Here is a 12,748-nt window from a genome sequence, read left to right as displayed (position 1 = left end):
AAGGTTTCACGTGAAACAATATATAAATTACATAATCTTTATAATTTGTCTATGAAATAATCAATGTTTCACGTGAATCATTATTTACCAACACAAAATTCTGAAAAAATAATATCAAGCAAATCTTCAACATCAATATCTCCTGTAATTTTACCAAGAAAATCACTTGCACAACGGAGATGTTCTGCACGTAAACTGAGATCAAGAGAATGATAATTAAGAGAAAATTCAATCTCTTTAACAGCCTCCTTTAACAATTGAAGTTGCCTTTTACGTGCTGGAACAATATTTCCAATTTCAGAAGCACGATGATGACAAAATGATTCAAGTTCTTTTATAAAATAATCAAAATTTAAACCAGTTAATGCGGAAAATTGTATAGACCAACGCTGATCATTTTTTTCATAAAGATCAAGCTTATTGCCAACACACCATATTTCAGCCGATGTTTCTGGTAAATCAACCTGCTTAGGATTTCCTATATCATAAACCAAAATAACCAAATCAGCTTCCATAACATGCTGTTTAGCAATTTCTATTCCCATCTGTTCTATTTTATTTTCTGTTTTTCTAAAACCAGCAGTATCCGTTAAAAAAATAGGTAAACCACCAAGAATAATTCTCATTTCTAAAGCATCACGGGTTGTTCCTGCTTCTTCCGTTACAATAGCAACAGATCTTCCTGAAAGACGATTCATAATGCTTGATTTTCCAGAATTAGGAGCACCAGCAATAACAATTTTTAATCCATCACGTAAAATACTCGCACGCTCTCCTTCAGTAATATATTCTCGAAGAGAGGTACAAAGATCTTCAATATCTTTCCAAACTTTATCAGATATTGCGTTGGGAATATCTGCTTCATCAACAAAATCAAGTTCTGCCTCGATAAAAGCACGCGCCTTCATAAGCTTATGACGCCAATCACGATAAAGCGTCGTTAAATGTCCACTTGTACCCATAACAGCTAAACGCCGTTGGCTTTCCGTTTCTGCTTCTATTAAATCAGCAAGACCTTCTGCTTGAACAAGATCTAATTTTCCTTCCATAAAAGCGCGTCGTGAAAATTCACCTGCCTCTGCAATACGGCATCCAGAAAATGTCGATAATTCATCGAGAAAACGATTAACGACGGCTTTTCCTCCATGTAAATGGAATTCTGCACAATCTTCCCCCGTAAAACTATGAGGAGCAGGAAAAAAAACAGTTAAACCAGAATCTAAAAAACTACCATCACGAGCAGTAAGATTTCCATAATGCATAAAACGTGCTTTAGGTAAACGACCACAAAGCGTTTTAACTATATCTACAACATGAGGACCAGAAAGCCGAATGACTGCAACCCCTGAAGGTAACAATCCACTCGAAACAGCAAAGATTGTATCCACAGGTTTTATCCTAATAAAAACTTTAATGACTCTACGTATTCATTGAATCAAAAAATTCACTATTGTTTTTTGTTTGCTTTAATTTATCAATCAAAAATTCAATTGCATCTGTTACATTCATAGATGTTAAAATACGACGAAGAACAAAAATTTTATGTAAATCTTGTCGTTCTACCAGAAGTTCTTCCTTACGCGTTCCTGACTTTAAAATATCCATAGCAGGGAAAATACGCTTATCAGCAACTTTTCGATCAAGAACAATTTCCGAATTACCTGTTCCTTTAAATTCTTCAAAAATAACCTCATCCATACGACTTCCTGTATCAATCAAAGCCGTTGCAATAATGGTTAAAGATCCGCCTTCTTCAATATTACGTGCTGCACCAAAAAAACGTTTTGGACGCTGGAGAGCATTTGCATCCACACCACCTGTTAAAACTTTACCCGAAGAAGGAACAACTGTATTATATGCACGCCCAAGACGTGTAATAGAATCGAGAAGAATAACAACATCACGCCCATATTCAACGAGACGTTTGGCTTTTTCAATGACCATTTCTGCCACTTGTACGTGACGTATTGCTGGTTCATCAAAAGTAGAAGAAACCACTTCTCCTTTCACTGAACGCTGCATATCAGTAACTTCTTCTGGTCGTTCATCTATTAAAAGAACAATGAGATAACATTCAGGATGATTAGTGGTAATAGAATGAGCAATATTTTGAAGTAAAACTGTTTTTCCCGTCCGAGGAGGAGCTACAATTAACCCTCTTTGTCCTTTTCCCAATGGAGATATCAAATCAATCACGCGTGATGACATATCTTTCTCTGTAGGATCTTGTATTTCCATTTGGAAACGTTCATTTGAATAAAGAGGAGTAAGATTATCAAAGTGAATTTTATAACGAATCTTTTCAGGTTTTTCAAAATTAATTGTATTAATTTTAAGGAGAGCAAAATAACGTTCTCCCTCTTTTGGACTGCGTATAGGACCCTCAATTGTATCACCTGTCTTTAAAGAAAACGACTGTATTTGTGCAGGTGAAAGATAAATATCATCAGGACCAGGAAGATAATTAGCATCAGCAGATCTCAAGAATCCAAATCCGTCTTGTAAAACTTCAACAACACCCTCTCCTATAATTTCTACATCTTGTAGAGCAAGTTTTTTCAAGATAGCAAACATTAATTCTTGTTTGCGCATAAGGGAGGCATTTTCAACTTCTAATGTTTCAGCAAAAGAAACAAGCTCAACGGGATTTTTGCTTTTAAGTTCTTGTAGTTTCATTTTTTGCATGAAATATGCTCTTTGTAATGGAGAAGATTGTTCTAAATAATTTATGGAAATTTATGAGTGAAATATTATTAAGAAAAAAATATTCTACACTCAATTTTTTTAATCTGCAAGTACCATTTATATGAAATTTATTCCTGTAATATTAAGTAATTATATGAAAAACTTGAAAAAATATAAAATCCAAATAGTATTTAATTATTTTAATAACAAAAATGTAAGTTAAATTTATAGCATTAATGAAATGCTATTCAAAAGTATTTTTACAGAAATTTATATTAATAAATTTATATTAAAGAAAGGATTATTCTTATTTATAACTGTGTTTAGTGTGGATTATTATTTATCCTCAATTTTATCCACAAAAGGAAGTTAAAAAAGAATAAAAATAACACTATCTTAAAGATATTATCCCCTCTTTTTTTATAAGAGGGATTAAATTATCACAAGCATTTAATTTGTGCATAAAAAAGGAGAATTTTTCCTAAATTTTAGTTTTATAAAAAACGGTGAAGATATATACACATATCTTAACAAGGAGTTAAAATTTTTGTGACAAAAGAAAAAAAATTCTTTCATTTACACATGCTTTCTGATGCAACGGGAGAAACATTAATCTCTGTTGGAAGAGCTGTAGCATCGCAATATGCAATGAGTCAGGCAACAGAGCATATCTATCCTATGATTCGTAATAGAATACAGTTACAAAAAGCTCTTGATGAAATACAACAAGAACCAGGTATTGTTCTTTACACAATGATTGATGAAGAATTTAAACTTCTCCTTCAAAAAATGTGTAAAAAAATAAAAGTTCCCTGTATTGATATATTACATCCTGTTTTAAATGCTTTTCAGTCTTACCTTGGAATGCCAACACATTTACGTGCGAGCGCACAACATGATCTTAATGCGGATTATTTTCGCCGTATTGAGGCACTGGATTTTACAATAGAGCATGATGATGGACAGTCTTCCAGTAGCTTATCCGAAGCAGATGTGATTCTTGTGGGAATTTCAAGAACCTCTAAAACGCCAACAAGTATCTATTTAGCAAATCGCGGAATAAAAACGGCTAATATTCCTCTTATTCCTAATATTGATTTGCCAGAATCCCTTTTAGAGGCAAAAAATTCTTTAATTATTGGTTTAATTGCTTCAGCGGAAAGAATCTCACATATCCGCCAAAATCGAGATTTGGGAGAAAGTTTTGCTCTTGATAATTATACAAATCGTATCAACATAGCTGAAGAATTAATCTATGCAAAACGCATTTGCGAACGTTTTGGTTGGCCTATTATTGATGTCACAAGACGTTCTATTGAAGAAACTGCTGCTGCAATATTTGAACTGTTATCACGATTTCGTGAAGGAAATGAGAGAAAATTCTCATGAACGCAGATACGTTAATATTAGCATCTCTTAGTTTTTATCGTGCAAAATTATTAAAAAAAGCAGGCTTAAATTTTTCCATTGAAGGAGCTTCTTTTGATGAAAGAGAAGTAGAAAAAAAAGCAAAAGAAAAAACACCTAAAGAACTCAGCTGTTTTCTTGCGAGCGCAAAAGCAAAAAATGTTTCAGATCGTTTTCCTGATGCTTTCGTTATTGGTTGTGATCAAGTTCTTGATTTTGAAGGTCAAGTTTTTCACAAAGCAACAAATATTAAAGAAGCACATCAACGTTTATGTGAGTTATCAGGAAAAACCCATTCTCTTCATAGTGCGGTAGCTTTATTTAAAAATGGTCAAAAAATTTGGGTTGAAGCTTTTAGTGCACATATGTCCGTCCGTTTACTCTCATCAGAATTTATTGAACGTTATTTAGCACGCGTAGGAAAAGATGTTTTAAACAGCGTGGGAGTATATCAAATTGAAGGAGAAGGAATTCATCTCTTTGAAAAAATTGAAGGAGATTTTTTTACCATTGTTGGTTTACCTTTACTGCCTCTACTCATAAAACTGCGTCACTTAGGAATTATTGATGGTTGACTTAACAATAAAAAAAACAAATTATCCGCGTGCTTTTGTTGTTGGTTCTCCAATTCATCATTCAAAATCGCCAAAAATTCACAATTTTTGGCTTAAACAATATGGTTTACAAGGAGAATATATTGCACAAGAAGTAACATCTGAAGAATTCAGTCATTTTATTGCGTCTTTACAAAAAATAGGCTTTTGTGGAGGAAATGTTACTTTACCTTATAAACAGGAAGCTTTTCGTTTAGCAGATTATAAAGATGAGAGAGCAACAATGATTGGTGCTGTTAATACACTTTGGTATGAAGGAGATAAGCTTTGTGCCACGAATAGCGATGCCTATGGTTTTAGCGCTAATCTTGATGATTTTGCATCTGATTGGGGAGGGGAAACAGCTCTTGTTTTTGGAGCAGGTGGTGCCGCACGCGCTATCATATATGCCTTAAAAAAACGCGGATTTGAACAGATTTATCTGATTAACCGTACAAAACAACGTGCTGATAATTTAGCTCAGCATTTTGGAAAAATCATTAAAGTTTACGATTGGCATAAAATCCATGAAATACTTCATCAAGCTGATTTGATTGTTAATACAACCTCTATTGGTATAAAAAGTCCAGAAGAAAAAAGTGATTCTTTTTTTTGCGATTTTCATAAAGCAAAAAAAACGGCGTTAGTAACAGATATTATTTATACACCATTGATAACTCCTTTTTTACAACAGGCAAAGGCTTGTGATCTCAAGACGGTTGATGGGCTTGGGATGCTTCTACATCAGGCTGTTATAGGGTTTGAACAGTGGTTTGGAATAAGACCACAGGTAACAAAAGCTTTACGGACAGCTATTTTAGAGGATATGAGTGAAAAAAGAGAATGAAGATCATAGGATTAACGGGATCAATTGCTATGGGAAAATCAACAGTTGCTGATTTTTTCAAGCAAGCGGGTATTTCTGTTTTTAGTGCTGATGAAGCAGTAAAACAGCTTTATAAAAGTGAGCCAGCTTTGTCATTCATAGAGCGTATTTTTCCTGGTGTTGTTGAAAACGGTGAAGTTAACCGTTTGAAACTTTCTGAAATTTTGATTGATGATAAAGAAAAATTACAAACATTAGAAAAAATAATTCATCCTTTGGTGCAAGAAAAAGAAAGGGAATTTATTGATATAGCGCGTGAACAAGGGAAAAAATTCGTTATTCTTGATATTCCACTTTTGTTTGAAAAAAATGGTGAAAGTCGTGTGGATAGCGTTATTGTTGTTTCTGCTCCACCAGAAATACAAAAAGAACGTGTCATGATTCGCCAAGGTATGAATGAGAAAAAATTTGCCTTTATCAATGCTCAACAAATGCCAGATGAAAAAAAACGAGAACGTGCTGATTTTATTATTGATACAGGGAAAGATTTAGAGAATACACGTCAACAGGTTTTTGATGTAATAAAAAAACTAAAGAATTGAAGTTATGCGGGAAATTATTTTTGATACAGAAACAACAGGTTTAGATAAAGAAAAAGATCGCATAATCGAAATTGGTTGTGTAGAAATGGTTGATCGTTATCTCACAGGACGCCAATTTCATGTTTATTTAAACCCTGAAGGCGTTATTATTCCTGATGAAGTTGTAGCAATTCACGGATTAACCAATGAACGCCTAAAAAACGAGAAAAGTTTTAGTGATATTGTTGATGAGTTTTTAGAATTTATCAAAGACGCGACAATGATTGCGCATAATGCGAGTTTTGATATTGGTTTTATTAATGCAGAATTAAAACGTGTCAACAAACCGCTTATCAGTGTTGATAATATTCTTGATACACTGGCTATGGCGCGGCGTAAATTTCCTATGGGTCCTAATTCTCTTGATATTTTATGCAAACGTTTTGGAATTGATAACAGCCATCGTGTTCTTCATGGTGCTTTGCTTGATGCAGAGATTCTAGCCGATGTTTATATTGAGCTTATCGGTGGAAAACAAGGTGTATTGGGTTTTGATAACAGAAGGGGTGTTGATGAACATATCCAGAATGATAAAGATACATCTTATGCCGTTAAAATTCGCCCACAGGCTTTACCTTCAAGATTGAGTACGCAAGAAAAAAAGTTACACGCTGATTTTATCTACAAAATGGGTGAAAAAGCTCTGTGGAATAATTTCAAAATTCATGAATAACATCATTTTTTCTCTAAAAAAGTCACGATTGAAATTAAAGAATATCGATGTCAAAAAAAACGGTCGTTGTGGGGAGGGGAACACCACAACGACCCTGTCGCTACATCGTACCTCAGCTATCATAGGAGGAGCAAAATGAAAGCTATTAATCCTGTAACAGCAAAGAAAAGCTCTAGGTACTTAATATAAAGTGCAACGACTTCATGTCTTATGAAAAGAAAAAATGGCTTTTTAGAGGCAAAGTGAAAAAATATATAAGGACAAATTGTTTTTTTAGCTGAAATGGAGAAAAAATTGTAATGAAAGCAACAGATCATCTTTTTTTGGTTGACGGATCAGGCTATGTTTTTCGTGCTTATTATGCTTTGCCGCCTTTAAAACGTAAAAAGGATGGACTTCCTGTAGGAGCAGTAGCTGGTTTTTGCAATATGTTATGGAAATTACTATGTGATGCTCGTAATACAGCTACGGGTGTTGTTCCAACACATTTTGCTGTTATTTTTGATTATTCATCTGATACTTTTCGGAAACAAATTTATCCTGAATATAAAGCGAATCGCGCTGAACCTCCTGAAGATCTAATTCCTCAATTCGCGCTAATACGCCAAGCAACGAAGGCTTTTAATTTGCCTTGTATTGAAAAGGAAGGCTTTGAAGCGGATGATTTAATTGCTACCTATGCAAAATTTGCAACAAAGGTTGGGGCAAAAACAACCATTATTTCTTCTGATAAGGATCTTATGCAACTCGTAAATACGCATGTATCTTTGTATGATGGAATGAAAGATAAGCATATAGGTATCTCAGAAGTTATAGAAAAATGGGGTGTTGCGCCTGAAAAAATGATTGATTTACAAGCATTAATTGGAGATTCAACAGATAATGTACCGGGTATTCCAGGCATTGGTCCAAAAACTGCAGCTCAGTTATTAAATGAATTTGGTTCTCTTGATCTTTTATTGCAACGCGTAACAGAAATTAAACAAACAAAACGGCGTGAAAACATTCAAGCTTATAGAGAACAAGTTAAAATGTCTCGTGAACTTGTCAGGCTTAAAACAGATGTTCCTATAGATAATGATTTAGATGATTTTGTTTTGGAGCCACAAGATGGTCCACGTTTAATTGCTTTTTTGAAAGCGATGGAGTTTTCAACATTAACGCGTCGCGTGGCAGAGGCAACGTCATGCGATGCAGCTGTTATTGACGCACTTGATATAGATGTTGAATGGGAAAAACTAAGCCCTAGGCATGATTCTGAGATCAAGAATACTGAGCACGCATCTCTTCATAGTTTTTCTGAAAATTCTCCACAAGTTTTTGCACAAAAACGTAAAGATCAAGCGCTGACTCAAAAAATTACAAGAGCTGCTTATACAACAATTCTTGATGAGAAAATTTTAAAAGAGTGGTTATCACAAGCACAAGAGCAGGGTTTTTTCGCTTTTGATACTAAAACAACATCTCTTGATCCGATGCAAGCAAAGCTTGTTGGTTTTTCACTTGCATTACAGCCGGAAAAAGCAGCTTATATACCTCTTGAACATTTTGATGAAGGAGAAGAGGACCTTTTGAGGGGCGGGCGCATTGCCTCACAGATTGAGGCCCGAAAAGCTTTAGCACTTTTAAAACCGATATTAGAAGATTCAGCGGTGTTAAAAATTGGTCATAATATAAAATATGATTGGTTGGTGATGAAGCAATACGACATTATGATAAGCTCTTTTGACGACACCATGCTTTTATCATATGCTTTTGATGCTGGAACTTTAACCCATAATATGGATGATTTGTCTGAACGTTGGCTTGAGCATAAACCAATTGCCTATAAAGATTTAACGCATAACGGAAAAAAAATTACTTCTTTTGCACAAGTAGATTTAAAACAAGCAACCCTTTATGCGGCGGAAGATGCTGATATAAAGCTGCGCCTTTGGCAAGTATTGAAACCGCAACTTGTTGCTCGTGGGATGACAAAAATTTATGAGCGTCTTGATCGACCCCTTGTAAAAGTTCTTGCAAGAATGGAAGAACGGGGGATTCTTATTGATAGGCAGATTTTATTGCGTCTTTCTGGAGAGTTGGCACAAGCTGCTTTGATTCTAGAAGAGGAAATTTATAAACAAGCTGATGAAAAGTTTAATATTGCTTCGCCAAAGCAATTAGGGGATATCCTTTTTGGCAAAATGGGATTGCCTGGAGGCGCCAAAACTAAGGGTGGACAATGGTCAACTTCTGCACAGACTTTAGAAGAGTTGGCTGCTGAAGGTCATATTTTACCGCGTAAAATTATTGAGTGGCGTCAACTTGCAAAGCTAAAATCTACCTATACAGATGCCTTGCCTTCTTATATTTTTTCAAAAACAGGGCGAGTTCACACGAATTATTCTTTGGCAATAACATCAACAGGTCGGTTATCATCATCAGAGCCAAATTTACAAAATATTCCAGTGCGAACTGCTGAAGGGCGTAAAATCCGAACAGCTTTTATTGCTCCCAAAGGACGTGTGTTACTTTCTGCTGATTATAGTCAGATTGAGTTGCGCATTCTTGCACATATTGCGGATATAAAAGCATTAAAAGAAGCTTTTGCTAAAGGGCATGATATTCACGCTATAACGGCATCACAAATGTTTGGTGTTGCGATAGAAGGAATGCATTCAGATATACGACGGCGTGCAAAAGCGATTAATTTTGGTATTATTTATGGTATTTCAGCTTTTGGATTAGCCAATCAATTGGGAATTTCACGCCAAGAAGCGGGTCGTTATATTCAACTGTATTTTGAAAGATTTCCAGGAATTAAAGATTATATGGAGAAAACTAAAATCTTTGCACGTGAAAATGGTTATGTAGAAACAATTTTTGGACGTCGTATCCATTATCCAGAAATAAAAGCAAAGAATGTAAAAATTCGTTCTCTTAATGAGCGAGCAGCTATCAATGCTCCAATTCAAGGTTCTGCGGCCGATATTATTCGCCGCGCTATGATACATATGGAAGATGCTTTAAAAGAAGAAAAACTATCAGCAAAAATGTTGCTGCAAGTGCATGATGAACTGATTTTTGAAGTACCAGAAGAAGAAAGTAAAAAAACCATGACTGTTGTTAAAAATGTTATGGAAAATGCTACAATACCGGTTCTATCTTTATCTGTACCGCTTGAAGTAAAAGTCATGACGGCTCAAAATTGGGATGAGGCACATTAATTTTTTTATTTATTTTTAAGAATGTTGATTGCGTTAGAAAGATTAAGATAGGCTTTGATAGGCAAATGATCTGAAGCAATGCGTGCAAGCGGTGAATGATGATTTTCAATACTTGTTACCAATTGGTGGGGAAAAGAAAAAACTCTATCAAGGGCTAAAAAAGGAAAGCGAGAGGGAAAGCTTGGTACAACTTCAAAAGTGCTATCAAAATAGGGAGAAAAATGATTTAAAGATGAGCCTTTTCCCATCCGCCATTCATTAAAATCTCCTATAAGGAGTGTAGGCATAAGGGGGCGTTTTTGGAAAATTTCAAGGAGCATTTTTGTTTGTTGTTTACGAGAGTAACGTAATAAGCCAAAATGAGCCGCAATAATACGAATAGGGCCTGCTTCCATTTCCAACTCTACAACTACAGCCCCACGTGGTTCAATACTAGGAAGAGTGACTTGTAAAGTATCACGTACATATCCCTTTCGCAAAAAAAGAGCATTCCCATGCCAACCATGGCCATGAGGTGACATAGTATTAAGAGGTACAGGAATCAAACCGGTTTCAGCTTTTAATAGCTGAAGATTAATCAAACCAATACGTTCCCCAAAACGTTTATCTGCTTCTTGAAGAGCAAGAATATCAACTTGTAATTCAGTAATAACACGGACAATTCTTGTAGGATTAAAAATTTTATCAACACCTACACATTTATGCACATTATAGGAAGCAACGGTCAGATCATAATTACTATTTTGATTGATGATGTTTGATTGATGATGAGAGCGGCTGTGAATTGCATTAAAAAGGGAGCTGTGGAGTTTTTGTTGGATAAAACCGGTAAACCAAGGGAATTTTTGCTTATAAGGTATTTTTGTCATTTTACGAAAAGAATAGTCCCTAAGAGGCCAAGGGTAAAGACTTACACTAAAAACAAAAGAACCTTGTCTCTTTTAGAAACAAGGTTCTTTAATTAAGTTATGATTTTTGCAATCAATCACGGTTTGAGCCAAGAAACTGTAGCAAGAAGACAAACATATTGATGAAATCAAGATAAAGATTCAACGCGCCCATAATAACTTTACGTCCTCTGGTATCGCTTTCATCTCCTTCATAATACATCAACTTAATGCTCTGGGTATCGTAGGCTGTTAAACCAGCAAAGATAAAAACACCAATCACAGAGATAGCAAACTGCAAAGCGCTTGATCCAAGAAAAATGTTCACAATCATGGAAAGAAACAAGCCGATCAATCCGATGAATAAGAAGGAACCGATTGCTGTGAGATCACGCTTTGTTGTGTATCCATAAAGTGAAAGAGCTCCAAAAGTTGCGGCGGAAATGACAAAGGTTTGCACAACACTTTCTGTCGTATAGCGCAAAACGATTGAAGACAGTGAAAGACCAACCAGAGCAGCATAACCAAAAAAGAGACTACGAGCAGCATTTGTGCTCAATGTATTAATTTTAAAACTGAGGAATAAGACTGCTATGAGTGGTGCAAACATAACAATATAAGAGAATGGCGATGTATAAAATGTTACTCCAAGTGGTGTTAGATAAACACTGCTATTGATTTGAGCTGCTGCTTGGCTCATATCTGTTGTCGTTGCTAATGATACAATTGCATAAGCGGCAGCAGCTGTAATAAGCAAACCAATGGCCATTGCATTGTAGACACCCAACATATAGTCGCGTAATCCCTGATCAATTGATGCATCGGCATGAGAAGCAGGTGCCGAACGTAAATCTTTAAAATTAGCCATAATATAAAATCCTTTAGCATATGTTCTGTCAGGTATAGGGCTTTAAAAGTGTCTCTGTCATTACACAGATAAGCTTGGTATAAGCCTTAATTGGGCAAATACAAAAACCCTTAAGAATCACTGACAGAATTCCAGCATATATGCTCTTATTATGGAGATTTATTTAAAAATTACAAGAGATTTATATGAAGAAGGAACCTTACAAATTGGTAAGGAAATAGTTCATTTTAATAAAAAATATTTCCATTTTTTGCCATATTTTTGCAAGATAAAAAGACTATACTTAAAAACTTTTCTATTTTCACAGAAACTATGTAATACAATCCCTTATAAAATATTCACTATTTTTGCGTTTATGAGAAGAGCGGCAAGTATCATCACACTATTTTCAACCTCCAATATTGCATCTGTTTTGCACGGTTATAAGAGCTATTGAATTGGATTTTTATATAATATATTGATGTATAATGATAAATTGTCTTTTTGAATGCTAAATGATACTCTGAATATCGCAAGCTTCTCTGGTTTCAAATCTGTTCATATTAAATCAATCAAGATTATTAACTTGCTTGTGTCTTGCAAGAGACAGGGTTTTTATGGATTCAACATGAACAGATTCCAAATAAAAGAGATTTAGGCTATTAAGGGCTTTTATTCAATATGAAAAAAGGTAATTTATATTTATAATCAATATGTTGCTTTAACAAGGTACCATTGAAAATAGTTGAAAAAATGTTTTTTATTAAACAATATATAAAATAAAAAAGGAGAGTTTTTAAACGAAGCACTTAAGAAAAGCTCTGTAAAAGCGATATCTGTAAAAACTAAAAAACATACGAAAAGCAATTGTTCTAATTAAATAAATGGAACTTTAAATGCTGTGAAATATCTCCTCAAAAATTATGATGTAGGACACATGGATAAAAAATATTGATTTCTATTTGAGTTCATTTCTTTTG

10 protein-coding genes are annotated in these 12,748 nt (G+C 34.7%); 6 read left to right on the top strand and 4 right to left on the bottom strand.

Annotated features, from left to right (window positions below):
• Positions 1-80 precede the first annotated feature (80 nt).
• A complete protein-coding gene (gene mnmE / locus ACFIK0_RS00750; protein WP_273790173.1) occupies positions 81-1,388 on the bottom strand; it encodes a tRNA uridine-5-carboxymethylaminomethyl(34) synthesis GTPase MnmE in 1,308 nt (435 codons plus the stop codon).
• A 31-nt stretch (positions 1,389-1,419) separates the two neighbouring features.
• On the bottom strand, positions 1,420-2,685 hold the full coding sequence (gene rho / locus ACFIK0_RS00745) for a transcription termination factor Rho (protein WP_375663334.1): 1,266 nt from the start codon (positions 2,683-2,685) through the stop codon (positions 1,420-1,422).
• A 549-nt stretch (positions 2,686-3,234) separates the two neighbouring features.
• On the opposite strand from rho, the gene ACFIK0_RS00740 reads away from it, so the two are divergent.
• The 6 genes from ACFIK0_RS00740 to polA all read left to right on the top strand — a co-directional run bounded on the left by ACFIK0_RS00740 (position 3,235) and on the right by polA (position 10,034).
• On the top strand, positions 3,235-4,074 hold the full coding sequence (locus ACFIK0_RS00740; RefSeq protein ID WP_273790174.1) for a pyruvate, water dikinase regulatory protein: 840 nt from the start codon (positions 3,235-3,237) through the stop codon (positions 4,072-4,074).
• Entirely contained in the window at positions 4,071-4,667 is a 597-nt protein-coding gene (locus tag ACFIK0_RS00735) for a Maf family nucleotide pyrophosphatase (RefSeq protein WP_375611343.1), read from the top strand. Before ACFIK0_RS00740 ends, ACFIK0_RS00735 begins: the two co-directional genes overlap by 4 nt.
• Positions 4,660-5,532 (top strand): shikimate dehydrogenase, encoded by an 873-nt coding sequence (locus ACFIK0_RS00730; RefSeq protein WP_375620891.1) that lies wholly within the window; start codon positions 4,660-4,662, stop codon positions 5,530-5,532. Before ACFIK0_RS00735 ends, ACFIK0_RS00730 begins: the two co-directional genes overlap by 8 nt.
• Positions 5,529-6,113, top strand: a complete 585-nt coding sequence (gene coaE / locus ACFIK0_RS00725; RefSeq protein WP_273790177.1) for a dephospho-CoA kinase — start codon at positions 5,529-5,531, stop codon at positions 6,111-6,113. Before ACFIK0_RS00730 ends, coaE begins: the two co-directional genes overlap by 4 nt.
• A gap of 4 nt (positions 6,114-6,117) precedes the next feature.
• Complete coding sequence (gene dnaQ, locus ACFIK0_RS00720) at positions 6,118-6,825, top strand: DNA polymerase III subunit epsilon (RefSeq protein ID WP_273790178.1); 708 nt, start codon at positions 6,118-6,120, stop codon at positions 6,823-6,825.
• Positions 6,826-7,124: 299 nt separating this feature from the next.
• Positions 7,125-10,034 (top strand): DNA polymerase I, encoded by a 2,910-nt coding sequence (gene polA, locus ACFIK0_RS00715; RefSeq protein ID WP_375657982.1) that lies wholly within the window; start codon positions 7,125-7,127, stop codon positions 10,032-10,034.
• Between the two features lie 5 nt (positions 10,035-10,039).
• Here the strand turns inward: polA and ACFIK0_RS00710 are convergent, their stop codons facing one another.
• Both ACFIK0_RS00710 and ACFIK0_RS00705 read right to left on the bottom strand, forming a co-directional pair.
• The gene (locus ACFIK0_RS00710) at positions 10,040-10,903 is read right to left on the bottom strand and encodes an endonuclease/exonuclease/phosphatase family protein (protein ID WP_375643022.1); all 864 of its coding nucleotides are present in this window, start codon (positions 10,901-10,903) and stop codon (positions 10,040-10,042) included.
• 112 nt (positions 10,904-11,015) lie between these two features.
• Positions 11,016-11,789: a Bax inhibitor-1/YccA family protein gene (locus ACFIK0_RS00705; protein WP_273790181.1), complete on the bottom strand. Its 774-nt coding sequence runs from the start codon at positions 11,787-11,789 to the stop codon at positions 11,016-11,018.
• Between the last annotated feature and the right edge of the window lie 959 nt (positions 11,790-12,748).

Source organism: Bartonella sp. CL63NXGY, from assembly GCF_042194905.1.
Taxonomy (GTDB): domain Bacteria; phylum Pseudomonadota; class Alphaproteobacteria; order Rhizobiales; family Rhizobiaceae; genus Bartonella.
The sequence above is the reverse complement of the archived record's forward strand: the minus strand, read 5'-3'. Positions and strand labels throughout refer to the sequence as shown.